The organism is Paraburkholderia sp. MM5482-R2 (genome assembly GCF_050436125.1).
In the GTDB taxonomy this organism is placed as follows: Bacteria; Pseudomonadota; Gammaproteobacteria; order Burkholderiales; family Burkholderiaceae; genus Paraburkholderia; species Paraburkholderia tuberum.
Genome location: NZ_JBNDLP010000002.1, coordinates 317,145 through 339,852 on the forward strand (window position 1 = coordinate 317,145; position 22,708 = coordinate 339,852).

The following is a 22,708-nucleotide window of genomic DNA, read 5'->3' on the forward strand; positions in this document are numbered from 1 at the left end:
TATCATTGACCGAATGCTTCGCGTTCGAGTTGTTCACGGGAAACGTGGCGCACGTCCTTGCCTTTGACTACGTAGATAATGAATTCCGCTATGTTCGTCGCATGGTCGCCAATGCGTTCGATGGCCTTTGCGATGAAGAGGTAGTCCAGCGCGATGGGGATGATTCGGGGAGCCTCCATCATGTACTTCACCAGCTCATGGACGAACAAACGAAACTGGTCATCGATAGCGTCGTCGTCGCGGACGATTTGTGCTGCGGCAACTGTGTCGAGGCGCGCGAATGCATCAAGCGCACCGCGGAGGATAGTCATGGCCATCTCACCGGATAACGCGATTTCCGCGACATTGATGGTCGGTGCATTGTGGTCTTCTGCAATTCGTCGAGTCCGCTTAGCGACCTTCCGCGCTTCATCCCCAGCACGCTCGAGGTTCGTGACGATCTTCGAAATGGCCATCAGCAGACGCAGGTCGCGTGCAGCCGGCTGGTACCGCGCGATGATGTTGATGCACTCTTCATCGGCCTCTGCTTCGATGGCATTGACTCGACGCTCGTCGGCGATGATTCTGTCGACCAGGTCCAAATCGAGGTGGTTAAGCGCCTGCATCGCATTCATGACTTGCGATTCAACGAAACCGCCCATCTCGAAAACTTTGGACAATACGTGGTTGATGTCAGCGTCGAATCGACTGGAAAGGTGGTTATCGGGCATAGGAATCCGTGCCAGCCAACCCAGCTGTTTTTGTAATCGCCGCGCGGTTTCGTGACCGCTCCATCACGTCATGGCGCGCGTCGTATGGAACAGTGGCCGATGTTCCAGGAACCGTGCAGAAGCATTCAGCGAAGCACAGCGGCGAACCCCGGCCCGCACGGGCAATCCGCTCGGACCGTGGTACAGCTACGATTTTGCTGGTCGACCAGTCTTGACGGTTTCGACCGCAGAAACAGCTGCCAGCAGACCCTCGGCGGTGGGGGCCGAGTCCAGCAAGAGCAGACCAGCGCGAAGAAGCTCGCTTTTTTTCACCGAGACGCCTGCGTCGAGACACTTCTTTTTCAGCGCCGCGATTTTCTCGTAGTCGGACCTCGGCATCGTGAAGCTGTCGCGAACCACCTTCTCTTTCTTCGCGCGTTTCGCTTTCACCTCGGCTGCCGGACTGACTTGCGCTGCCTCAACGGGTTTCGCGCGCTTCTGTTTGCCGGCCTTCGTCGGAGCCGGCTGGGCATCCGGTGCTGCGGCTGCGGCCACGCTCTTCTCATCCGCTGGCTTCTCATCGGCTTTCGCATGGCCGTTGACATTCTTCGGGAAGTGAAAGGCCTTCTTCGTCGGCTTCCTCACGCTGGGTTCACTCATGACCATCTCCAGACTGATAAACGGTATAAACAGTATATACCGTTAATTTGCGATTGCCAGACCGCATTCGAGATGCCGCCCTCATGCCAGGACCATCAAGTTGTCCACACAATCTGTTTGCAAGGCTATGGACAATTCCCGGGCAAGCGGGACAAGTAGCTGAAAAGATTGATTTTGTGCAGTGCGCGCCGAACATGTGCCTTTCGCAGCTCATCTGTGTCGGGCACCAGGCAGTGGAGTAAGCGCACCAGTGGTCAACAGAACACAAAAGCGTCCCTAAAGACAAAACGAAGCGATAGGTCTATTCAATTTGCATGCGGTTGGGCAGCGTCGTCTAATCGACCTCCCGAAGTTGCCGTTCCTACTCAACGCTAGGAGAGCGCCATGGCCCAGCCCAACGCTGAGGATGTCATCAAGGCTATTGCCTCCGACACCAATACCCCCACCGAGACCGTGTCGAAGCTGTATGAGGACACGCGGGCCGAATACAGCGACGGCGCGCGGGTGATGGATTACATGACAGTTCTCGTGGCCAAGCGTGTTCGCGAGAATTTGCGACATCGGCACTAGGGCCGAATTGACATCAATAACCATCGCGACGCCGTGCAACGCCGCATTCTGCCGCATTGAAGAAGTGCACCGAAAGGCTCCTGCTCCTGTGTCGTTGACGTACCTCATGTGATTGGGTAAGTTCGACTGGTCATAGTTATTACAGGGCGGTGTTGATGGTCGAAGATTACGAAACAACCAGGGAAATCGAAGTCGAGTTGGATGGCACCCGCTATCGGGGCCGCTACCGCGTCATGAGCGGCACGGTTATCGTCTACTTCGAGGACGAAATCAAGTTCGCCAGCCATGACATGAACGGGCCTGACGTAGTTGCTAGATGGCTGCTGACCGACCTGTCGCGACGGGTCGAGTCGAGGAAGCGGAAAGCGTCTGGTAGCTAGAATGATTCAGGAATGGCTGTACTCACGGCCCCACCTGACAGCCTGTACGCAGCATTTCGAGCGCGACCCGTCCGTGGAGTTGCTGCTGCTCCCCCAGATATTTGACTGCCTTCTTCAACGCATGCGGTTCGCCGAGCTGAAAAGCATATTCGCGGAGTAAGGTTTAGCTGGTCACCAAGTCGTTCAAATGGCCAGGTGCTCCTGGACCTGTGCGAGTTGTTCAATCGCCGCCAGGTAGTGGTCGTCAAGTACCGGCGTGAAGAATTCGAGTGAATATCGCAGCCTCTTCCCCGCGATACGTACATCGTGAAGCGCTGCGTAGTCAGCGTCCCGATTCGAGACCACGCGCCTAACGCGCTTCTTTCAACATCCTGCTGGCTTGCTCCGCGCGCCGCGCCGCAAATTCATCCAGTGGCGTCAGGACAGTTTGTGCACAAATCTGATTTTCGGCGGCGGCCATCGCGTGTTGAACTATCCGTTCAACACCAGCATTTGCGATTGTCCTGTTGCTGAACGATAGTGCATCACTTCGATACCGGTCGACCCGTTCAATAAGAGTTTTAAACTTTTCATTAATAGTCAGGCTGATGAACAATACGTCGACGTGCTGATACTGCTTGAGCTTTTCTTCCTGCTCGCGGAGTCGACATTCAGGCCAAACATCTCCCGCTCAGGAATCAACCTGGGGGCGGCGAAGTGAAATCGGCGCTACGCTCGCGCGCCGACCGCGCTCGGCGACTCCGGACGGCTAAAAGCGACTCGAATCCTCGATTTTCTGGACATGCGCGACCCGGCGAATCGATAAAGTGCCTGCCGTCTGCCGTCACCGTCTGTCGTATCACGACAATTCTGTCATTTGCATTGCATTCCTGCCCGGACCGCCTATAACGCTGCATAAATAACTCTGTCCGTACTCATGGGAGACGGCCATGTTCGCAAGTGTGAGAGGCTTGCCGTTCCTTTTGCTAGTCCTTGTGCTCCTTTGCATTCCGCGCGTCCCCTACGCGCAGGTGGCGCGAATGGAAGTCATTCCATTCGAGTCGATGACGCTCACAGACGAGCAATTTCTGGCCGGAAGCGAAGACGGCAAGCGCGTGACGATAGCCGGTGAATTGCGGCTGCCTCGATCCGGGACCGACAGGCTGCCCGCCGTCATACTGCTGCACCCGTCTGGGGGTATCGGCGGCCAGATAGCGGACTGGGAGCAGTGGTTCCTGTCGTTGGGCGTTGCCACTTTCGTTGTCGACAGTTTCACGAGCCGAGGCATAGAAAACACAATCAATGACCAGAGTCAGCTTGGCAGACTCGCCCAGACAGAAGACGCGTATCGCGCGCTCAGCCTTATTTCCAAAAACCCTCATGTCGACGCGAGCCGCGTGATGCTAATGGGCTTTTCCCGTGGAGGGCAAGACACGCTCTACGCGAGCATGGTGCGCTTCCAGAAAGCGCATGCCGATGCGTCGACTCCAGGATTTGCAGCCTATGTTCCGCTTTACCCAGACTGCAGTGCCCACTACCTCGATGACGACAACGTATCACAGGCTCCCATTCGCATATTCCATGGAAGCGCAGACAACTATGACCCGGTCGCGCCTTGCAAGGCCTATGTGGAACGGCTGAAAGCCAAGGGGGCGGACGTAGAGCTGACCGAGTTTGCCGGGGTTAATCATATTTTCGATGCGCGCGCCTTCGCACATCCAACCTCCCTGCCGAAAGCGCAAACAGTGCGCAATTGTGCATGGGAAGAACGCAGTGCGGGACATTTGCTTAACGTCAAAAGCAACCTGCCGTTCTCATATGCGGACCCCTGTGTCGAACGGGGCGTGACAATCGGGTACGACGAGAGCGCGACGGAGCAAACGAAGAAGGCAATAGCCAACCTGGTTACCACTACGCTTAAGCCGACACCGACACGTGCCCCGTGATTCCGTTGAGACTGGCGGGAACAGCATTGCTTTGGGCTGTTACGTAAAACGCGCGGAGATTTGCTTTCTGCGAGATCTTCTTCAAAAAATGGCCTTCCACTCGAGGCCACTTATCCACATCCCCCTTTGGAAAACTTTTGTAAAAACAGCCGAACACATTGTGGGCGAAACCTTGATAAATGCGCCGCGGTAACCGGTCGGCTAAAAATTCTCCCTGGCTCCGTTAACCTGTCCGCCCGCGCTCCCAAGGGTTATCGATTCTGCAGCGCATTGATCCGTAAACGAACTTCCACGTTATCCACAGCCGAACGCCCCACTTGTTAACTATTACTACGTATACATATATAAAGACTATAAAAACCGGAGAAGCACGCCGAAACACGCGCAACGTATACGCACATAACGACAGCAACATCGCAGGACGCAGAACCAGCGAGCACCAACCCAGCCACCCACACCTCACCCCAACGGCAAACAAATCTCCGTAACCAACTCCGCAGGCGCAGTCTCCTTGGGACTGTTCAAATACTCCTCAAACACCGGCGCATCCGCTGCCTCCCTCCCAGACTGCACGAGCCAGGTCCCGTACAACCACTCATAAGCCGCTCGCATATCGCTATACGGCCCCACATGCCGCAACACCGCATATTCCCCACCGCGTATACGCGTAGCAGAAACCGCCCCACCCATCCCAACAGCCGAAGCCACTTCAGCCATCACAGGCCCCGGCAACAACACACCCGCCTTCGAGCGCAACGCCTTCTCCTCGACCACTCCCGGATCATCGAAGTAAACCCCGATCATCCGCACCTGCGCCTCGAGCAGAGTATGTTTCGCAAGCCACCCCAACAAAGCATCAAAAGCCTTTCCGATCTGCATATAAGGTCCGACATGATCGACCGACAAAATCTCCATCGGCTCCACATAACGAATCACGACCTCACGAATCATCGTCATCTGATCGTCTCCTGAAAGCGCCGGACGAAACCGGCTATGCGTGCCTTGCCTGCGATACTGCGCCGGCGGCACACCAAACACCGCGCAAAACGTCCGCGAAAAAGACTGCAAACTGCTATACCCCGAACGCTCGGCAATCTGAGCAATCGGCATCGAACTACTCGCAAGAAAACCCGCTGCGCGATGCAACCGTAAACGCCGCACGGTCGTCGCGACCGTCTCGCCATACATCGCCTGATAAATCCGGTGCCAGTGATACGGCGACAGACACGCAATCTCCGCAAGCCGTCCTATATCGAGCGGTTCGTCGAGGTGATCGTAGATATGGTCGAGCACGCGTGCGAGTCGCGTCTCGTATCGAGCCCGATGGTCTGATTCGTTCATGACTGGACCGCAGAAAATTGTCGCGAGAGGATGCGAACAAAGTATCACGTCAGCGAGTGTCGGCCGTTTACCAAATCCTGCGGATTTCAAGCGGTGCGCACAAAGGGGATTGAGCGCCTGTTGACCGCGCCCCGTGGACGCGAGCAGGAGCGCCAAACACAGCATCGGCAAACAGCCCCAATCTCCGCAACGTGACGCTGCCGCCGTTTGGCGCTATCGTGTAGTGAGCAGCACCAGCACCAGCAGCAAGCAACCTGCAGCATGTAACCGCCGTTCCCATTCCTACCCGCGTTCGCGCGAGGCGATGGAGCCGCAAACATGAGCTACACCGAGTCGATCGGCAGTCGCACGTACCGCTTCGCCGACCTGAAGACCCTGCTCGCGAAAGCGAGCCCGCAACGCTCGGGCGACCAGCTCGCAAGCATCGCGGCAGCGAGCGAAGAAGAGCGGGTCGCCGCCAAAATGGCGCTCGCCGAGGTGCCGCTACGCACGTTCCTGAACGAACCGCTGATCCCCTACGAAACCGACGAAGTCACCCGCCTGATCATCGACGATCACTCGCCAGCAGCCTTCGCCGAAATCTCCCATCTGACAGTAGGCGACTTCCGCAATTGGCTACTCAGCACCACAACCGACACCGACGCACTCACCCGCATCACCGAGGGCCTAACACCAGAAATGGTCGCCGCCGTCTCAAAGCTGATGCGCAACCAGGACCTGATCACCGCCGCCCGTAAACGCCCGGTCATCACACGCTTTCGCAACACGGTCGGTTTACCGGGCCGCATGTCCGTACGCCTGCAACCGAACCACCCAACCGACGACGTCAAAGGCATCGCCGCCTCGATGCTCGACGGCCTGATGTACGGCTGCGGCGACGCGCTGATCGGCATCAACCCCGCGAGCGACAACCTCGCCGCGATCACGAAGCTGCTGCAGATGATCGACGACTTCCGCCAGCGCTATCAGGTACCGACGCAGTCGTGCGTACTCACGCACGTGACGAGCACGATCGCCGCGATGGAAAAAGGCGCGCCGGTCGATCTCGTATTCCAGTCGATCGCCGGTACCGAAAAAGCGAACGCGAGCTTTGGCATTTCGCTCGCGCTGCTGCAGGAAGCGTACGAGGCGGGGCTGTCGCTCCAACGCGGCACCGTCGGCAGCAATCTGATGTACTTCGAAACGGGGCAGGGCAGCGCGTTGTCGGCGGATGCGCATTTCGGCGTTGACCAGCAGACCTGCGAGGCGCGCGCCTATGCGGTCGCGCGCAAGTTCAAGCCGTTTCTGGTGAACACGGTAGTCGGTTTCATCGGCCCCGAGTATTTATACGATGGCAAGCAGATCACGCGAGCGGGTCTCGAGGATCACTTCTGCGGCAAGCTGCTCGGCGTGCCGATGGGTTGCGACATCTGCTACACGAACCACGCCGAAGCGGACCAGGACGACATGGACAATCTGCTGACGCTGCTCGGCGTAGCGGGCATCAATTTCATCATGGGCGTACCTGGCGCGGACGACGTCATGCTCAACTATCAGAGCACGTCCTTTCACGACGCGCTGTACGTGCGCGACGTGCTCGGTTTGCGCCGGGCGCCGGAATTCGAGGAATGGCTGGAGTCGATGCAGATCATCGACGCACGCGGCGCGTTGATCGGCGCATCGGCGCGGCAACCGCTGCTCGAAGGTGCGCGCGACTGGATGGGGATTGCATGAGCGAGAACGACGCACTCGACAAGGACCCGTGGAGCGCACTGCGTCGGTTTACGCAGGCACGCATCGCGTTGGGCCGAGCGGGCAACAGCCTGCCGACGGCACCATTGCTCGCGTTCAATCTCGCGCATGCGCAGGCGCGCGACGCCGTGCACCATCCGCTCGACGTGGACCCGCTGCACGCACAGCTGCGCGCGCAAGGTTTCAACACGCTCGACGTGCATAGCGCCGCGCCGGATCGCGAGCATTATTTGAGGCGCCCCGATCTTGGGCGGCGTCTGTCGGAGGAGAGTCGCGCGACGCTTGCCCGACTGCCATCGCAATCAAGCGATGTGCTGTTTATGATCGGCGATGGTCTATCGGCGTTCGCCGCATCGAAGCAGGCTGTACCGTTGCTGCAAGCTATACATCCAAAGCTCGCGGGTTGGACCATCGGTCCCGTAGTGGTCGCGCGTCAGGCGCGCGTCGCACTCGGCGACGAGATCGGCGAATTGCTCGACGCGAAAATCGTTGTGATGCTGATCGGCGAGCGGCCGGGTTTGAGTTCACCGGATAGCCTCGGCATCTACGTCACGTACGCGCCGAAAACGGGGTGCAGCGACGCCCAGCGCAACTGCATTTCCAACGTGCGCCCGCAAGGCCTCGACTATCCGCAGGCCGCGCACAAGCTGCATTACCTGCTCACGCAGGCGAGGAAGCTGAGACTGACAGGGGTGGGCTTGAAAGACGACAGCGATGAGCTGCTAGCCAGCGCTCCGATGCATCCTGCCGTGAACGACGGTTCAGCGTAGGAAGCAACGAGCGTAAATCTCGCACGCCCACTCACTTGCGCAACAACCTCAACCCATTGCCCACTACCAGCAAACTCGCACCGACGTCTGCGCACACCGCCATCCACATCGTGCCGAAGCCCATCAACGTCAGCACGAGGAACACGCTCTTGATGCCAAGCGCGAGCGCGATGTTCTGCACCAGCACCCCGTAGGTCGCCTTTGACAACCGGATAAACGTCGGAATCTTCCGCAGATCGTCGTCCATCAACGCGACGTCGGCGGTTTCGATCGCGGTGTCGGTACCCATCGCACCCATCGCGAAGCCGATGTCAGCGCGCGCGAGCGCGGGCGCATCGTTGATGCCGTCGCCGACCATGCCGACCGTCGCGCCATCGCTCGACCATTGCGTGACCACGTCGAGCTTGTCCTCGGGCAACTGATCGCCGCGCGCTTCATCGACGCCGACCTGCTGCGCGATCGCCTCGGCGGTATGACGGTTGTCGCCGGTCAGCATCGTGGTGCCGACGCCGAGCCGCCGTAATTCGGCGACGGCGGCGCGGCTCGTTTCCTTCACCGTGTCAGCGACCGCAAACAGCGCGAGCACGCGCTGCGCATCGGCGAGCATCACGACGGTTTTGCCGTGCTGTTCGAGCGCATCGAGACGCGCTTCGAGTTGCGGCGAGCAGCGGCCCAACTCTTCGACCAGGCGATGATTGCCGAGCCAGTACGCGATACCGTCGATATCGCCGCGCACGCCGCGTCCAGCGATCGCTTCGAACGCATCGACGTGCAGGTGTTCGACGCCGTCGTCATTGGCGGCAGCAGCGATCGCCATCGAAACAGGGTGGTCGGAGCGGCCCCCGAGGCTTGCCGCAAGCGTGCGGTATCGGAACGTTTCACGCGCGTCACCAACCACCTCAAACTCCGTCTGCACTGGCTTCCCGTGCGTAATCGTCCCGGTCTTATCGAGCGCCAACCGGGTCAGCTTGCGACCCTGTTCGAGATAAACGCCACCCTTGATCAGAATCCCCTTGCGCGCCGCGGCCGCGAGCCCGCTGACGATCGTCACCGGTGTCGAAATGACGAGCGCGCACGGACACGCGATCACGAGCAGCACCAGCGCCTTGTACACCCACGCGTGCCACGCTCCACCGAACACGAGTGGTGGGACCAGAGCGACGGCGAGCGCAATCGCGAACACGATCGGCGTATAAACGCGCGCGAATTCATCGACGAAGCGCTGCGTCGGCGCCTTCGTGCCCTGCGCCTCCTCGACCGCGTGGATGATCCGCGCGAGCGTCGTGTTGCCGGCGGCCGCCGTCACTTGATAATCGAACGAGCCCGCCTGGTTGATCGTGCCGGCGAATACGGCGTCGCCGATCGCCTTGTCGACGGGCAGGCTCTCGCCGGTGATCGGCGCCTGATCGACGCTCGAGCGGCCCGCGACGATTTCGCCATCGAGCGCGATCCGCTCGCCCGGCTTCACGCGCACGAGCGTCCCGGGCACGATCGCGTCGACGCGGACGGGCTGCCACGCTCCATCGGGCTGCTGCACGCTGGCCTGTTCGGGCGTGAGCAGCATGAGCCCTTCGATCGCGTTGCGCGCGCGGTCGAGCGAGCGTACCTCGATCAGCTCGGCGATCGTGAAGAGCACCATCACCATTGCGGCTTCGGGCCACTGGCCGAGCAGCGCCGCGCCGGTCACGGCGATGCTCATCAGCGCGTTGATGTTCAAGTTGCCGTTGCGCAGCGCGACCCAGCCCTTGCGATATGTCGTGAGGCCACAGGAGGCAATCGCGACGACCGCCATACCCGCCACCAACCAGGCCGGCGCGCCGAGCCAGCCAGCGGCTTCTGAGGCTCCCGCGACGATGCCGGCGAGGACCAGGGGCCACCACGGCTTGCGCATTGCGTCAGTGGCTGCTTGGGGCACCGCGTCGGCGTTCCCACCCTTTCCGGCGTCGCTTGCCAGTTCGGGCGTGAAGTCGAGCGAGCGCAGGGCGGCGAGGACCGACTCGAGCGCCTCCGGCGCGTGGACGACAGTCAGCACGCGCTGCATCAGGTTGAAGTCCATGCTACGCACGACCGGCATACGGCCGAGTTTCTTGCGGATCAGCGCTTCCTCGGTCGGGCAGTCCATCTGCAGGATGCGGATTGCGGTGCGAAGGTCGTCGCCGAGGGCTTCGGACGGAGGCAGGCGCAGCGACGCAGGCGCAAAAGCGCTAGCGGCGCAGCAAGCGACAGCAGCATGATCATGGGCGTGGCCGTGATCATGACCGTCCTGATGATCGTGCCCTTCATGCCGATCACCGCCGCCCACGTCGGCGCCACAAGCATGTTCACCGCCATGCGAATGCCCACATCCCTCACCCGTGCCCCTGCCGTGATCATGGTCGCGCCGCGCATCAACGTCGCCGCAACCCCCGTGCATACAGGCTTCGTCCAGTTCCGGACGATCGGTGGCAATACGGCAGGTGTCAGGCATTGGTGGCTTCCTCGTGCGATTTGTGGTCTAGTAAACACCCTGAAGCCACTACAAGGTCAAGGCCGCGTGGAGGAAGGGTCCATGAAAATCGGCGAACTGGCGAAAATCGCCCATTGCACGACGGAAACCATCCGTTTCTACGAGAAAGAGCGCCTGCTGCCCGAGGCGGAGCGCACCGAAGCCAATTACCGCAGTTACACGGCAAAGCATGTCGAGCGCCTGCGCTTCATCCGCAATTGCCGCGCGCTCGACATGACTCACGACGAAATCCGCGCATTGCTGCGTCTGACCGACGCGCCGGCGAACGGCTGTGGCGGCATGCATACGCTGGTCGACGAGCACATCGCGCACATCGACACGCGTATCGAAGAACTGCAGCAGCTGAAGGCGCAACTGACGACGCTGCGCGACCAATGCCACGGCGAGCATCCGGTCGAAGACTGCGGCATCGTGCACGGCCTGACCGACATGGATGTGGCCGTGCCGCGTCCGCGGCATACGCATCTCAGCTGACGCCATGCTTGCCGTCGAGCGCTATCCCGTCACGACGCAGCGCCGGCGCGGCAACCCCATACACGGCAAGGCCGCATGTGCGACCTTGCCGATCGATCATCGAATCCAGTTGGAGAATCAACGTGTTCACCTGTAGAAACCAGTCCTGCGGCGCGCAGTGGGAGCAATCCGACGTCGTCATCAAGAACGAAGGCCAGGGGCTGCTGTTCCGCTGCCCGCTGTGCGGCGCGCGCAATTACGTCGAGCGTTTCGACGGCGACAACGGCGCGGTGCTGTACGAGCAGTTGCCGGGCCGCCCCGATCAGGGCCCGATGGCCGAGTAATCGCGATTCCTACAGACGATCCTATGAACAGTCCCACCCCCGCCGGCGCCGCATTCAGCGAGTTGCCGCTACCGCCCGCCACGCTCGCGAACCTGACGCAGCTCGGCTACGTCGAGATGACGCCGATCCAGGCCGCGAGCCTGCCGATCGCGCTCGCCGGTCAAGATCTGATCGCGCAGGCGAAAACCGGCAGCGGCAAGACCGCGGCGTTTTCGCTGGCGCTGCTCGCGCGCCTCGATGTACGCAAATTCGGCACGCAGGCAATGGTGCTGTGCCCGACGCGCGAACTCGCCGATCAGGTCACGCAGGAAATCCGCCGTCTCGCGCGCGCGGAAGAAAACATCAAGGTGCTGTCCTTGTGCGGCGGCACGCCGATGCGCCCGCAGACGGCGAGCCTCGAGCACGGCGCGCACGTCGTGGTCGGCACGCCGGGCCGCATCATGGATCACCTCGAACGCGGCAGCCTCGATTTGCAATCGCTGAACACGCTCGTGCTCGACGAAGCCGACCGCATGCTCGACATGGGTTTCTTCGACGACATCGCGAAGGTCGCAAGGCAATGCCCGAAAGAGCGCCAAACGCTGCTGTTTTCGGCGACGTACCCCGAGGGCATCGCGAAGCTGAGCCAGCAATTCCTGCGAAACCCGAAGGAAGTCAAACTCGCCGAGCGGCACGACGACAGCAAGATCCGTCAGCGCTTCTACGAAGTGACCGAAGACGAGCGTCTGCACGCGGTCGGTCTGCTGTTGAATCACTATCGTCCGGTCAGCACGATCGCGTTCTGCAACACGAAGCAGCAGTGCCGCGATCTGCTCGACGTGCTGCGCGCGCAGGGCTTCCATGCGCTTGCGCTGCACGGCGAACTCGATCAGCGCGAGCGCGATCAGGTGCTGATCCAGTTCGCGAACCGCAGCTGCTCGGTGCTCGTCGCGACCGACGTCGCCGCGCGCGGCCTCGACATCGCGCAACTCGAAGCGGTGATCAATGTCGACGTGACGCCGGACCCGGAAGTGCACACGCATCGCATCGGCCGCACGGGCCGCGCCGATCAGGAAGGCTGGGCGCTGAGTCTCGCGAGTATGGACGAGATGGGGCGCGTCGGTGGGATCGAGCAGGCGCACAAGCGCGACGTCGAATGGCACAAGCTGGCCGAGCTGAAGGCGGGCAACAACGAACCGCTGCTGCCGCCGATGGAAACGCTGCAGATCCTCGGCGGCCGCAAGGACAAGATCCGTCCCGGCGACGTGCTCGGCGCGCTGACCGGCGACGCCGGCTTCGCGGGCTCGCAGATCGGCAAGATCAACGTGACCGACATGTCGACCTATGTCGCGGTGGAGCGCAGCATCGCGCGCGAGGCGGTGCGCCGGCTCAGCGCGGGCAAGCTGAAGGGGCGCAAGGTCAAGGTTCGTTTGATGGACGAAGCCTGATTCACCCGAAGCTCCGGCTTTCATTGAAAGTCCAATAACTCGAAAAACGGCCGCGTCAGTGGCCGTTTTCGCGACCGGGCCGCTCAGCATCACATTCCTTCATACCTACGCAGTTACCCGCATTCCCCGAAATCCACACCGCGTCCCCGCAAACCATGAACCTGCCGGCTTAGGCCTGCGTCGAGCGGCTTCGCGCGAGCCATGAAGAAAACGCATGCCGCGCATGACAAAGTTTCGATTGTGAGCGTTCTTTGGCTGATGCCTAATCACCCCACCGGAAGGAATGCCCCGCCGCCGCCATTCGCGCGGCCGCCGGCGGGTGTAGATAGGGAGAAAGTCTTATGCAGAGCGCCATGCAAGCCCGCTCGAAACTGCCGGACGTCGGCACCACCATTTTTACCGTGATCGGCCAACTGGCCGCGCAACACGATGCGTTGAACCTGTCGCAGGGCGCGCCGAATTTCGCGCCGGACCCGAAGCTCGTCGACGGCGTCGCGCGGGCGATGCGCGCCGGCCACAACCAGTACGCGCCGATGGCCGGCATCGGCGCGCTGCGCGAAGCGCTCGCCGACAAGGTCGAAACGCTGTACGGCGTGCGCTACGACCCCGCCAGCGAGGTGACCGTGCTCGCGAGCGCGAGCGAAGGTCTTTATTCGACGATCAGCGCGCTCGTGCATCCGGGCGACGAAGTGATCTACTTCGAGCCATCGTTCGACAGCTACGGTCCGATCGTGCGCCTGCAGGGCGCGAAGCCGGTCGCGATCAAGCTGTCGCTCGATCACTTCCGCGTGAACTGGGATGAAGTCGCCGCCGCGATCACGCCGAAGACGCGCATGATCATCGTCAACACACCGCACAATCCGACCGCGACGATTTTTAGCGACGCCGATATCGAGCGGCTGAAGGTGCTCACGCGCAACACCGACATCGTGATTCTGTCCGACGAGGTCTACGAACACGTCGTGTTCGACGGCGCGAAGCATCAGAGCATGGCGCGCCATCAGGAACTCGCCGAGCGCAGCGTGATCGTGTCGTCGTTCGGCAAGTCGTACCACGTGACCGGCTGGCGCGTCGGCTACTGCCTCGCGCCCGCCGCGCTGATGGACGAGATCCGCAAGGTCCATCAGTTCATGGTGTTCTCCGCGGATACGCCGATGCAACACGCGTTCGTCGACGCGCTCGCCAATCGCGACAGTTACCTCGGCCTGTCCGACTTCTATCAGAAGAAACGCGATCTGCTCGCGCATGCGCTGCGCGAATCGCGCTTCGAGCTGTTGCCGAGCGAAGGCAGTTTCTTTATGCTCGCCCGGTTCCGCGGCTTCTCCGATGAAAGCGACAGCGATTTCGTGCTGCGCCTGATCCGCGATGCGCGCGTCGCGACGATTCCGTTGTCGGCGTTCTACACCGACGGCACGGATTCAGGGCTGATTCGCCTGAGTTTCTCGAAGGACGACGCGACGCTGCTCGAAGGCGCGCGGCGTTTGTGTGAAATCTGAGCGCGCGAGAGCACACTCGAAGTGTCGAAGTCGTCAAAGTATTCGAAGTATGAAGGGAGATGTCATGAAGTTGCTCAAGTGCTTGTTGGCGCTGGCCTGTGCCGGCGCGTCGCTCGCAGCATCGTCGGCCGCAAGCGCCGCCGATACCGCGACGCTGCGTTTCGGCCTCGAAGCGCAGTACCCGCCGTTCGAGTCGAAAGGACCGAACGGCGAACTGCAAGGGCTCGATATCGACGTGGGCAATGCGGTCTGCGCGGCCGCGCACATGACGTGCAAGTGGGTCGAAACCTCGTTCGACGGCCTGATTCCGGCCCTGCAAGGCCGCAAGTTCGACGCGATCAATTCAGCGATGAACGCGACCGAGCAGCGCCGCCAGGCGATCGATTTCACGACCGTCGTCTATCGCGTGCCGTCGCAGCTGATCGCGCGCAGCGACAGCGGTTTGCAGCCGACGCCTGAGTCGCTGAAGGGCAAGCGCATCGGCGTACTGCAAGGCTCGATTCAGGAGACCTTCGCTAAGGTGCATTGGGAACCGGCCGGCGTGATCGTGCTGCCGTATCAGGATCAGAACCAGGTCTATGCCGATCTGACGGCTGGCCGTCTCGACGGCACGCTCGTGCTCGCGCCGGCCGGACAAACGGGCTTTCTGTCGAAGCCCGAAGGTAAGGGCTACGCGTTCGTCGGTCAGCCTGTGCGTGACGACAAGATTCTCGGCAGCGGCATCGCATACGGCATTCGCAAGGGTGATACCGCGCTGCGCGATCAGTTGAACGCCGCGATCGCGAAGGTGCAAGCCGACGGCACGGTGAAGACGCTCGCCGCGAAATATCTCGGCAATATCGACGTCAGCGCGAAGTAATCGCGTCGCGTTCGGCCGGCGGCGCCGTTTGCGAGCGGCGCCGCGCGTTCGCTTGTTGGCCATGCGTTTGACGGCTACGATACGTAGGCTTCGCGAAGTCGGAGACAACGGCGAAGTCGGCGGATCAACCGGAGAGCGCGCATGAGCGAGACGATCGAAGCGGCAAGCGCTGCGAACACCGCACGCGCAAAAGGCGCAGACGCGCCGCGCTTCTGGCGCAGCGCGGCGCTGCCGTTCATCGAGGCGCGTTCCATCGACGATGGCCGCAAGGTCTGCTACGCCAAACATTCGCACGAAACGTTTTCGATCGGCGCGGTGACGGGAGGCCGCAGCGTGTACCTGAACCGCCACGCGCGGGAATGGGTCGGTGCGGGCGCCGTCGTGATGATGAACCCCGACGATGTGCACGCGTGCAACCCGGTTGCCGGCGAGCGGTGGTCGTATCGGATGCTGCACGTCGACGTTGCGTGGTTCACGAAACTGCAGCACGAGCTGGGCTTCAACGAGAACCATGCGTTCCGCGCGTTTTCGCAGATCATGACGCTCGATGCCGCGCTGTTCGACAGCCTGAACCGGCTGTGTGCGATTCTCGCCGGTAACGACGACGACAACGACACCCTGCGCAAGGAAAGCGCGGCCATCACCTTCTTCTCCAGCGTGCAGCAAACGCTCAATCCGGCGAGCCTGCCCGAGCGTGCCGTGAGCGGCCAACTCGCGCGCGCCGCGGAGTACATCGCCGAAAACTGCACGCGCGCGCTGAAACTCGACGATGTGTGCGAAGCCACCGGGCTGTCCGCGTCGCACCTGATACGCGCGTTCAAGCTGCGCTACGGCATGACGCCCCACGCGTATCTGATCAACCGACGCATCCAGTACAGTCGCGGGCAACTGCGGCGCGGGGCACTGATCGCCGATGTCGCGCTCGATGCCGGCTTCGCCGATCAGGCGCATTTGCAGCGCACCTTCAAGCGGCTGGTGGCGGCGACGCCGGGCCAATATCGCAGTGGAGCGTGACGCGGCATCAAGCCGCCTCGGGAAGCAGGCGCGGCTCGCGTCACTCGACGAGCAGATACATCGCACTGAGCGCGAGCAGCGCCGCCATCACGCGATTGAACACCCGGACCCGCTTCGCTTCACGCAGATGCCTGCGCAAAAACGTGCCGGCATACGCCCAGCTCGCGATCGATAGATAGCAGATCACGAAGTACAGCGCCGTGAATTGCCAGACGAGCCCGCCGTCGCCGCCTGCCGCATACGCGCTCATGCCGGCCAGCGACGCGAGCCACGCCTTTGGATTGAGCCATTGCATGGCCGCGCCGTGCGCGAACGACGGCCCGCGCGCCGGCTTGTCCGCGCCGAGCTGGCCGTCATCGATGGTGAGCTTGTAGGCCATGTAGAGCAGAAAGCCCACGCCCGCCCATTTGACGATCTCGATCAGATTGGGAAAGCGCGCGAGCAATTCGTGCAGGCCGAGGCCGATCAACAGAAGCAGCAACGTGAAACCGACCGTCGCGCCAGTGACGTGCCGCAGACTCGCGGCGAGCCCGTGCTGCGCGCCGGCGCTCAGCGCGACGACGTTGACCGGGCCGGGAGAAATGGAACTGGCGAGCGCGAACGCGGCCATCGAGAGTAATGCGGTCATCGGATGCCTCGAAACGTGAGTGTGCGAATGGATTGCGACGCTCAACGGTAACGAGGCGGCGAGGGCATGTATTGAAGGAAATTGCCCAATCGATAAGAAGCTAAAACCGCTGCGGCTTCAACGGTTCACAAAAACATTAGGCGATGACGCGATGATTCGATAACAAACACGCGTTTGAATTTAAAAAAGAAATACGCGCAAACGTTACCGAGGAAAAACAATTTTTGAATTATCAGGTAAATTCTATTTATCGAAACTTATGATATGCCCCTATGCAGCGGGCGATTATTCGGCCCGATAAACAGTCCGAAGCCTCGAAAATGCGTGATTCCACTTGCGTATGGATTCGCTATCTGCTGGGTGCTCTGTCCCAACAAACCGGAAGCGTAGTGAGTACTTCGACAAACGGACTCCCGCCGTTGGAAACGCAGAGCACATGATCCACAAAAGAAAGGCCCGGTTTCACGTCCTGATCGCATGGGCGCGCAGATGGCGGATGCCACGCGATGGTGTCATCTACGCGGGATGCGGCGTGGTGCTCGCAATGCTCGCGCTGTGTGGCTACGCGCTGTATCAGAGCCGCGAGGATGCGATTGCGCGCGCTCTCGATTCGACGCGCGATGTCGCGACGATCACCGAGCGCGATATCGCGCGCAATTTCGAGCTGTACGCGCTGTCGCTGCAGGCCGTCGCCGATGGCCTCGGGCGTCCGGGCGTGCTCGATTCGCCGCGTTTGCGGCGCGAGATCCTGTTCGATCGCGCGGCGACCGGGCAATACGTCGGCGCGATGGTGGTGATCGACGCACTGGGCAACGTCGTGATCGATTCGGATAGCGACGTGCCGCGCGGGGGAAACCTCTCGGACCGTCCGTACTTCAGGATTCATCGTGAAGATCCGGATCTCGGGCTCGATGTCAGCGCGCCGTACAACTCGAGACTCAGACCCGGTTCGCGCAGCATCGCGCTGAGCCGGCGACTGTCCCGGCCTGACGGATCGTTTGCGGGAATCGTCGCGCTCGGTATCGATCAGGAGTATTTCACGAGCCTGTTCGCGGATCTGCGGATCGGGCAGCATGGCTCGGTGTCGATCGTCAGAACGGACGGCACGATCATCGTGCGACGGCCCGACGATCGACACGTGACGGGCAGCGACATCAGCAAGACGCCGTTCTTCCAGCACCTGCTCGCGAAAGACGAGGGCAGCTTAATCGCGTCTTCGCCGCTCGATGGCGCCGAGCGGCTTTACTCGTTCAGACGGATTCCGCAATTGCCGCTGATCGTGCTGGTCGCCGAGGCGACCGACGATATCTACGCGGGCTGGTGGGGGCGCGCGCTGACGATCGGTTCGCTGATGCTGATCTTCGGGATCGGCGTGATCGTGTTGGCGGCGTGGCTCGGCGCCGAGTTGCAGCGTCGACAGCGGGTGGAGCACGAGCTCGAACGGCTTGCCGGCACGGACGGACTCACCGGCCTGCCCAATCGCCGCGCGCTGTGCGAAACGCTCGAGCGCGAATGGCTGCGCGCGCGCCGCACGGGCAGCGTGTTATCGCTGCTGTTCGTCGATATCGATCACTTCAAAGCCTATAACGATACGTATGGTCATCAGGCCGGCGACGTCGCGCTGACCGCGGTCGCGCGCTGCATCCGCAGGGTGATCCAGCGGCCGGGCGATTGCGTCGGTCGATACGGCGGCGAGGAGTTCGTCGTGGTGCTGCCGGATACCGACGCCGCCGGCGCCGGGGTGGTCGGCGAGAACATCCGCGTGGCGATCGGCGAGTTGGGCATCGCGCACCAGGGCGGCGAGTTCGGTCGCGTGACGGTCAGCATCGGCGCGACCACGTCGCGGTCGGATCGGGTGACGGATGTCAGCGTCGTCGTTCGGGCTGCCGATGAGGCGTTGTATACGGCAAAGGCCCGTGGCAGGAATAGGGTCGCGCAGATGGGAGTTGGGTGACCGGTCGCTCCTGATTTTTCTGCGCCGGAAATGAAGAAGGGTTGCGACGCTTTCGCGTGCAACCCTTTCTGATTTCCGCGACGTGCTACCTCGCGCCGGTTGTCGATGCCTGGATTAGAACGAGCCAGCGATAACGCGCACCAGCCCACTGCGCAGCGGCGGCGCTGCTTCAGCGAACTCGAGATTCACCTTGTTGGCGACGCTTAAGATGCGGGTCTGATACGTACGATAGTTCGTATCTTCGCTACGTCACGGTTGTGCCGCCACTGTTGCCTTGGTGCAGGTTGTGTGTGGAGTTTTCGTGGCTCGCTACGCCACTGTGCTGGCGCTCCTTGATTTGCACGTCGGTAATGGCGGTGTAGTACACGTCTTTAACTGCAGCGTTGGCGACCAGTTCGATCAGGCCGCCCGCGAGGGCCGCGCCAGCGATCGGCGCGGCATGCGTGCTACCAAATGATGCCGCGGCGGCCGCGCCAAGAAAGGCACCGCCAAGAGGGGCGCCATATCCGCCGAATGCTTCCTGGGCCGCCGACGGAGCGACCTTGCCTACCTGCAGGATGTTTGCCTGAAGAATATATTGCGCATGGTCGGGGTCTCCGACAATGCGGTATCCCTTGCCCGAGACGGCCGCTTTCACGTCAGCCGCGATGTCGAAATCAGGCTTGTCGGAGGTATTGCGGATCTGCACGAAAACAGTCTTTTTCGAATCGGCGACCGGGTCCAGGAAGATCGTGTCCGACATCTTTGTCTGGACATCGAGGTCGTGCTTGCTGATCGCAACCTGGGTCGCCGCACACCCGGTCAGCAAGCTGGTGGTGCCGGCCGTAGCCAGAAGAACTGCTGTAAGTGCAAGTTTGTTCAATTTCATAATTTCCCCTGTGTTTCTGCAGCAGATCACTACGGTCCCCCTGCTGCACGCTGGCCAATCATTTGAATTAATTTCTTCGCTGATACCCGTCCTTGCATGCTTATGAGGAAAGGAAGGGCATGTGGAATGTCGGCTGCTAGCTTGGGAATCTTTAGGGTTAGAAGCGAAATTATGCTAATTGGGTAATGGCATGGCCATTACGGGGGAGCGGATGTTGGGCGTATGGTGATAGGGCTGCGCAGCTTGCGCAATCTCGCAGTAGTTTGCGAATGGGTGTGCCGCAGCCGCGTTGTCCCATTTGCCTGCACAGGCGCCAGAACGCAAAAAGCCCGGTCGCAGTGACCGGGCTTTTTGCTTGAATCTGGTGGTGGGGCGTGAGTGACTCGAACACTCGACCTACGGATTAAGAGTCCGCTGCTCTACCAACTGAGCTAACGCCCCAACAAGAACGAAATTATGCAGGATCTTTTTGAGATTGCCAAGCCCTTTTCGCAGTGTTATTAAAAAGATCGCATCGCCCGAACTTGAGCGTTCCCTCGACAAAGCCGTCATCCCGAAAACATCGACGCGTCCAACGCTGCCGGTATCATGTCGCGGACACCTCCCGCACGCAGCATCGCGGCTTTCGCCCGGGGATTCCCATGGATGACAAAGAGATTACCGAGCTGCTCGACCGAGTTCTCGCCCCATGGGTCCGGGCGCTCACGTTGACGCCGATCAAGGTCGACGAGGAAAGTGCGCACGCTGCGTCTGCCGTTCTCTGGCGAGTGGCGACACTCGGGCGGCATGATCAGCGGCCAGGTATTCATGGCGGCCGCGGATACGGCGATGGTCGTCGCCATCACCGCCGCGCTCGGCGGCTTCAAGCCGATGAGCACGGTGTCGCTGAACATCAACTTCATGCGCGCGGTCCGCAAGGGCGATGTGCTGATCAAGGCGCGCGTGCTGCGCATGGGCCGCAATCTCGTGTTTGGCGAAGTCGAACTGTTCGACGAAGGCGGCAACATGGCGGTTCAAGCCACTACGACTTACGCGCTGCTCTAGTGAATGCGCGTCGGACCCGAGGGGGCCGCCAACACAATCTGCGCGCAGCAAGAGCAAAGGAAAGCAAGGAAAAGCAGCATGTTCGATCAGGTCGTATTCGCCGGCGGCGGCAACCGCTGCTGGTGGCAGGCGGGTTTCTGGGACGTCGTGCAGCCGCAGCTCGACATCCGTCCGCGCGTGATCACCGGCATTTCGGCCGGCGCCGCAACCGCGTGCATGATTTACACGCGCGGCGACGCCGACTGGGTTATGCGCTATTACGAAGACGCACTGCGCCATAACACGCGCAACGCCTACTGGGGCAATCTGCTGCGCGGCGAGTCGGTGTTCCCGCATTACCGGATCTACCGTCAGGCGCTGCTCGATATCTATGGCGACAAGTTTTCCAGGCTCGCGCAGGCGCCGGAAATCCGCATCGGCGTGTCGCATCTGCCGCGCTGGCTCGGCGCGAGAAGTGCGGTCGCGGCAGGGCTGGTCGCGTACAACATCGAAAAATACGTGCGTAAGACGCTGCATCCGACGCTCGGTCGGACGCTTGGCTTTCATCCGGAATTCGTGCGCGCGCAGGATTGCGCAAGCGTCGACGAGTTGGCCGACCTGATCCTGCAATCGTCGAGTACACCGCCGTTCACGCCGGTTCTGCGGCGCAACGGCCGGCCGGTGCTGGACGGCGGCATGGTCGACAACGTGCCGGTCGGCGCGCTAGATGCCGACGCGCCGGGCAACGTGCTCGTGATGGTCACGCGTCTTTATCCGCGGCCGCAGATGTTCGTCGTGCCACACGGCGTGCAGCAGCGGCTTTACGTGCAACCGTCGCGCAAGGTGCCGATTTCGAGTTGGGATTACACGAGTCCGTCGCAGATGGTGCACGCCTATAACCTTGGCCGTGCCGACGGTGAGGTCTTCCTTGAACGCATCCCTGCATTGATGGAGGCGGGAGCGCACGAAGCGCGATGAGCGACGCGACAGGGCGGGGCGTGCACACAGCTGATCCGCCGGCCGCCTCGCCCACCAATCACCGCCGACGCCCGCCCTGCAACGCCTCCGGATTCGCGACACTGGCGGTATCGCCGGCATCGAACGCGAGGATGTTGTTGAACGCCGCCGAAAAATACAGCTCGTAGCTCTCGCGCTCCACGTAGCCGATGTGCGGCGTGCAGATCACGTTCTCCATGCGCAGAAGGCTGTAGCCTTGCAGGATCGGTTCGCTTTCGTAGACGTCGATCGCGACCATCCCCGGACGGTTGTGCGACAGCGCGTTCACGAGCGCACTCTCTTCGAGCAGCTCGGCGCGGCTCGTGTTCACGAGCAGCGCGGTCGGTTTCATGCGCATCAAATCGTCCTGCTTGACGATGCCACGCGTGTCGTCGTGCAGACGCAGATGCAGGGACAGCACATCGCTGGTCTCGAACAGTTCCTCACGACTCGCCGCGACGCTGTAGCCATCGGCGCGAGCGGCTTCGCGCGAGTGCTCGCGGCCCCAGATCAGCACGTTCATGCCGAACGCCTTGCCGTAGCCAGCGAGCAGTCGGCCGATCTTGCCGTAGCCCCAGATCCCTAGCGTCTGTCCGCGCAGCACTTGCCCCAAACCGAAGTTCGGCGGCAGCGCCGACGTCTTCAGCCCCGACTGCTGCCAGGCGCCCTGTTTAAGGTTTGCCACGTATTGCGGAATACGCCGTTGGGCGGCCATGATGAGTGCCCACGTCAGTTCGGCCGGCGCGACCGGCGAACCGCTGCCCTCGAGCACGGCAATGCCGCGCTCGGTACAGGCCGCTAGATCGATGTGGCCCGACACTTTGCCAGTCTGACTGATCATGCGCAAACGCGGCAGCTTGTCGAGTAGTTGCGACGTGATGCGGGTACGCTCGCGAATCAGAACGAGGGCGTCGACTTCCGCAAGACGGCTCGCAAGTTGTCCGAGACCGCGCACGGTATTGTTGAATACTTTGACTTCCTGGTCGGCCAGCAATTGAAAGCAGTCGAGCTTGCGAACGGCGTCCTGGTAATCGTCGAGGATGGCAATCTTCATGGTATGTAATTTGCGGCGCA

Annotated in this window: 23 protein-coding genes, 1 tRNA gene and 2 pseudogenes; 14 read left to right on the top strand and 12 right to left on the bottom strand. The window is 61.4% G+C overall.

Translation table 11 applies throughout. The annotated features are described in order from the left end of the window. Positions 1 to 2: 2 nt before the first annotated feature. Both phoU and OKW37_RS04510 read right to left on the bottom strand, forming a co-directional pair. The gene (phoU, locus tag OKW37_RS04505; RefSeq protein ID WP_184060934.1) at positions 3 to 710 is read right to left on the bottom strand and encodes a phosphate signaling complex protein PhoU; all 708 of its coding nucleotides are present in this window, start codon (positions 708 to 710) and stop codon (positions 3 to 5) included. A gap of 186 nt (positions 711 to 896) precedes the next feature. Beyond that, positions 897 to 1,349: a hypothetical protein gene (locus OKW37_RS04510; RefSeq protein WP_429407854.1), complete on the bottom strand. Its 453-nt coding sequence runs from the start codon at positions 1,347 to 1,349 to the stop codon at positions 897 to 899. A 384-nt stretch (positions 1,350 to 1,733) separates the two neighbouring features. On the opposite strand from OKW37_RS04510, the gene OKW37_RS04515 reads away from it, so the two are divergent. Both OKW37_RS04515 and OKW37_RS04520 read left to right on the top strand, forming a co-directional pair. Then, positions 1,734 to 1,919: a DUF3562 domain-containing protein gene (locus tag OKW37_RS04515; protein WP_184060932.1), complete on the top strand. Its 186-nt coding sequence runs from the start codon at positions 1,734 to 1,736 to the stop codon at positions 1,917 to 1,919. Between the two features lie 155 nt (positions 1,920 to 2,074). Then, positions 2,075 to 2,299 (top strand): hypothetical protein, encoded by a 225-nt coding sequence (locus tag OKW37_RS04520; protein WP_184060931.1) that lies wholly within the window; start codon positions 2,075 to 2,077, stop codon positions 2,297 to 2,299. A gap of 183 nt (positions 2,300 to 2,482) precedes the next feature. Here the strand turns inward: OKW37_RS04520 and OKW37_RS04525 are convergent, their stop codons facing one another. After that, entirely contained in the window at positions 2,483 to 2,644 is a 162-nt protein-coding gene (locus OKW37_RS04525) for a CHAD domain-containing protein (RefSeq protein ID WP_429407851.1), read from the bottom strand. A gap of 4 nt (positions 2,645 to 2,648) precedes the next feature. After that, entirely contained in the window at positions 2,649 to 2,894 is a 246-nt protein-coding gene (locus OKW37_RS04530; RefSeq protein WP_429407849.1) for a hypothetical protein, read from the bottom strand. A 424-nt stretch (positions 2,895 to 3,318) separates the two neighbouring features. Between OKW37_RS04530 and OKW37_RS04535 the strand changes: the two genes are divergently transcribed. Next, a complete protein-coding gene (locus OKW37_RS04535) occupies positions 3,319 to 4,224 on the top strand; it encodes a dienelactone hydrolase family protein (RefSeq protein WP_260321167.1) in 906 nt (301 codons plus the stop codon). 459 nt (positions 4,225 to 4,683) lie between these two features. Here the strand turns inward: OKW37_RS04535 and OKW37_RS04540 are convergent, their stop codons facing one another. Further along, positions 4,684 to 5,565 (bottom strand): AraC family transcriptional regulator, encoded by an 882-nt coding sequence (locus tag OKW37_RS04540; RefSeq protein ID WP_429407847.1) that lies wholly within the window; start codon positions 5,563 to 5,565, stop codon positions 4,684 to 4,686. A gap of 318 nt (positions 5,566 to 5,883) precedes the next feature. Between OKW37_RS04540 and OKW37_RS04545 the strand changes: the two genes are divergently transcribed. Next, a complete protein-coding gene (locus tag OKW37_RS04545; protein ID WP_090802277.1) occupies positions 5,884 to 7,278 on the top strand; it encodes an ethanolamine ammonia-lyase subunit EutB in 1,395 nt (464 codons plus the stop codon). Continuing rightward, positions 7,275 to 8,066: an ethanolamine ammonia-lyase subunit EutC gene (eutC, locus tag OKW37_RS04550; RefSeq protein ID WP_429407844.1), complete on the top strand. Its 792-nt coding sequence runs from the start codon at positions 7,275 to 7,277 to the stop codon at positions 8,064 to 8,066. Before OKW37_RS04545 ends, eutC begins: the two co-directional genes overlap by 4 nt. Before the next feature lie 31 nt (positions 8,067 to 8,097). On the opposite strand, the gene OKW37_RS04555 is transcribed toward eutC, so the two are convergent. Continuing rightward, a complete protein-coding gene (locus OKW37_RS04555) occupies positions 8,098 to 10,533 on the bottom strand; it encodes a heavy metal translocating P-type ATPase (protein WP_429407842.1) in 2,436 nt (811 codons plus the stop codon). Positions 10,534 to 10,614: 81 nt separating this feature from the next. Here OKW37_RS04555 and cadR point away from each other — a divergent pair, with 81 nt between their 5' ends. Continuing rightward, a complete protein-coding gene (cadR, locus tag OKW37_RS04560; RefSeq protein ID WP_429407840.1) occupies positions 10,615 to 11,046 on the top strand; it encodes a Cd(II)/Pb(II)-responsive transcriptional regulator in 432 nt (143 codons plus the stop codon). Here cadR and OKW37_RS04565 read toward each other — a convergent pair. Next, complete coding sequence (locus OKW37_RS04565) at positions 11,039 to 11,176, bottom strand: hypothetical protein (RefSeq protein WP_429407838.1); 138 nt, start codon at positions 11,174 to 11,176, stop codon at positions 11,039 to 11,041. The genes cadR and OKW37_RS04565 overlap by 8 nt on opposite strands. Here OKW37_RS04565 and OKW37_RS04570 point away from each other — a divergent pair. From OKW37_RS04570 to OKW37_RS04590, 5 genes are all read left to right on the top strand, one after another. Then, positions 11,169 to 11,369, top strand: a complete 201-nt coding sequence (locus OKW37_RS04570; RefSeq protein WP_090802271.1) for a hypothetical protein — start codon at positions 11,169 to 11,171, stop codon at positions 11,367 to 11,369. The two genes, OKW37_RS04565 and OKW37_RS04570, sit on opposite strands and share 8 nt — an antisense overlap. Positions 11,370 to 11,392: 23 nt before the next feature. Further along, entirely contained in the window at positions 11,393 to 12,796 is a 1,404-nt protein-coding gene (dbpA, locus tag OKW37_RS04575; protein WP_429407836.1) for an ATP-dependent RNA helicase DbpA, read from the top strand. 341 nt (positions 12,797 to 13,137) lie between these two features. Continuing rightward, positions 13,138 to 14,292 carry a pyridoxal phosphate-dependent aminotransferase gene (locus OKW37_RS04580; RefSeq protein WP_429407834.1) on the top strand — a complete coding sequence of 385 codons (1,155 nt, stop codon included), beginning with the start codon at positions 13,138 to 13,140 and terminating at the stop codon, positions 14,290 to 14,292. 64 nt (positions 14,293 to 14,356) lie between these two features. Further along, positions 14,357 to 15,151: an ABC transporter substrate-binding protein gene (locus tag OKW37_RS04585; protein WP_184060920.1), complete on the top strand. Its 795-nt coding sequence runs from the start codon at positions 14,357 to 14,359 to the stop codon at positions 15,149 to 15,151. Between the two features lie 141 nt (positions 15,152 to 15,292). Continuing rightward, positions 15,293 to 16,165: an AraC family transcriptional regulator gene (locus OKW37_RS04590; protein WP_429407832.1), complete on the top strand. Its 873-nt coding sequence runs from the start codon at positions 15,293 to 15,295 to the stop codon at positions 16,163 to 16,165. A gap of 40 nt (positions 16,166 to 16,205) precedes the next feature. On the opposite strand, the gene OKW37_RS04595 is transcribed toward OKW37_RS04590, so the two are convergent. Further along, on the bottom strand, positions 16,206 to 16,793 hold the full coding sequence (locus tag OKW37_RS04595; protein WP_184060918.1) for a LysE family translocator: 588 nt from the start codon (positions 16,791 to 16,793) through the stop codon (positions 16,206 to 16,208). A gap of 436 nt (positions 16,794 to 17,229) precedes the next feature. Here OKW37_RS04595 and OKW37_RS04600 point away from each other — a divergent pair, with 436 nt between their 5' ends. Next, positions 17,230 to 18,747 (top strand): sensor domain-containing diguanylate cyclase, encoded by a 1,518-nt coding sequence (locus tag OKW37_RS04600; RefSeq protein WP_429407829.1) that lies wholly within the window; start codon positions 17,230 to 17,232, stop codon positions 18,745 to 18,747. A gap of 114 nt (positions 18,748 to 18,861) precedes the next feature. On the opposite strand, the pseudogene traT reads toward OKW37_RS04600, so the two are convergent. The 3 genes and pseudogenes from traT to OKW37_RS04615 form a co-directional block, all read right to left on the bottom strand. Continuing rightward, positions 18,862 to 18,981, bottom strand: a pseudogene (gene traT / locus OKW37_RS04605) (complement resistance protein TraT); the annotation flags it as partial. Between the two features lie 10 nt (positions 18,982 to 18,991). Further along, entirely contained in the window at positions 18,992 to 19,615 is a 624-nt protein-coding gene (locus OKW37_RS04610; protein ID WP_429407827.1) for a complement resistance protein TraT, read from the bottom strand. Between the two features lie 365 nt (positions 19,616 to 19,980). After that, positions 19,981 to 20,056 (bottom strand) — tRNA-Lys (locus OKW37_RS04615). A gap of 200 nt (positions 20,057 to 20,256) precedes the next feature. Between OKW37_RS04615 and OKW37_RS04620 the strand changes: the two are divergent. Both OKW37_RS04620 and OKW37_RS04625 read left to right on the top strand, forming a co-directional pair. Continuing rightward, positions 20,257 to 20,659: pseudogene (locus OKW37_RS04620) on the top strand (PaaI family thioesterase). A gap of 78 nt (positions 20,660 to 20,737) precedes the next feature. After that, on the top strand, positions 20,738 to 21,616 hold the full coding sequence (locus OKW37_RS04625; protein ID WP_090805505.1) for a patatin-like phospholipase family protein: 879 nt from the start codon (positions 20,738 to 20,740) through the stop codon (positions 21,614 to 21,616). A 58-nt stretch (positions 21,617 to 21,674) separates the two neighbouring features. Here the strand turns inward: OKW37_RS04625 and OKW37_RS04630 are convergent, their stop codons facing one another. Further along, on the bottom strand, positions 21,675 to 22,688 hold the full coding sequence (locus OKW37_RS04630; protein WP_429407824.1) for a D-2-hydroxyacid dehydrogenase family protein: 1,014 nt from the start codon (positions 22,686 to 22,688) through the stop codon (positions 21,675 to 21,677). Positions 22,689 to 22,708: the final 20 nt, after the last annotated feature.

What these genes read in the sequence shown, in the direction of transcription:
- OKW37_RS04540 (WP_429407847.1), bottom strand. Translation starts at nt 5,565, where the DNA reads ATGAACGAATCAGACCATCGGGCTCGATACGAGACGCGACTCGCACGC.
- OKW37_RS04610 (WP_429407827.1), bottom strand. Translation starts at nt 19,615, where the DNA reads ATGAAATTGAACAAACTTGCACTTACAGCAGTTCTTCTGGCTACGGCC.
- OKW37_RS04625 (WP_090805505.1), top strand. Translation starts at nt 20,738, where the DNA reads ATGTTCGATCAGGTCGTATTCGCCGGCGGCGGCAACCGCTGCTGGTGG.
- OKW37_RS04600 (WP_429407829.1), top strand. Translation starts at nt 17,230, where the DNA reads ATGATCCACAAAAGAAAGGCCCGGTTTCACGTCCTGATCGCATGGGCG.
- cadR (WP_429407840.1), top strand. Translation starts at nt 10,615, where the DNA reads ATGAAAATCGGCGAACTGGCGAAAATCGCCCATTGCACGACGGAAACC.
- OKW37_RS04555 (WP_429407842.1), bottom strand. Translation starts at nt 10,533, where the DNA reads ATGCCTGACACCTGCCGTATTGCCACCGATCGTCCGGAACTGGACGAA.
- phoU (WP_184060934.1), bottom strand. Translation starts at nt 710, where the DNA reads ATGCCCGATAACCACCTTTCCAGTCGATTCGACGCTGACATCAACCAC.
- OKW37_RS04535 (WP_260321167.1), top strand. Translation starts at nt 3,319, where the DNA reads ATGGAAGTCATTCCATTCGAGTCGATGACGCTCACAGACGAGCAATTT.
- OKW37_RS04630 (WP_429407824.1), bottom strand. Translation starts at nt 22,688, where the DNA reads ATGAAGATTGCCATCCTCGACGATTACCAGGACGCCGTTCGCAAGCTC.
- OKW37_RS04545 (WP_090802277.1), top strand. Translation starts at nt 5,884, where the DNA reads ATGAGCTACACCGAGTCGATCGGCAGTCGCACGTACCGCTTCGCCGAC.
- OKW37_RS04515 (WP_184060932.1), top strand. Translation starts at nt 1,734, where the DNA reads ATGGCCCAGCCCAACGCTGAGGATGTCATCAAGGCTATTGCCTCCGAC.
- OKW37_RS04510 (WP_429407854.1), bottom strand. Translation starts at nt 1,349, where the DNA reads ATGAGTGAACCCAGCGTGAGGAAGCCGACGAAGAAGGCCTTTCACTTC.
- OKW37_RS04520 (WP_184060931.1), top strand. Translation starts at nt 2,075, where the DNA reads ATGGTCGAAGATTACGAAACAACCAGGGAAATCGAAGTCGAGTTGGAT.
- eutC (WP_429407844.1), top strand. Translation starts at nt 7,275, where the DNA reads ATGAGCGAGAACGACGCACTCGACAAGGACCCGTGGAGCGCACTGCGT.
- dbpA (WP_429407836.1), top strand. Translation starts at nt 11,393, where the DNA reads ATGAACAGTCCCACCCCCGCCGGCGCCGCATTCAGCGAGTTGCCGCTA.
- OKW37_RS04595 (WP_184060918.1), bottom strand. Translation starts at nt 16,793, where the DNA reads ATGACCGCATTACTCTCGATGGCCGCGTTCGCGCTCGCCAGTTCCATT.
- OKW37_RS04585 (WP_184060920.1), top strand. Translation starts at nt 14,357, where the DNA reads ATGAAGTTGCTCAAGTGCTTGTTGGCGCTGGCCTGTGCCGGCGCGTCG.
- OKW37_RS04580 (WP_429407834.1), top strand. Translation starts at nt 13,138, where the DNA reads ATGCAGAGCGCCATGCAAGCCCGCTCGAAACTGCCGGACGTCGGCACC.
- OKW37_RS04590 (WP_429407832.1), top strand. Translation starts at nt 15,293, where the DNA reads ATGAGCGAGACGATCGAAGCGGCAAGCGCTGCGAACACCGCACGCGCA.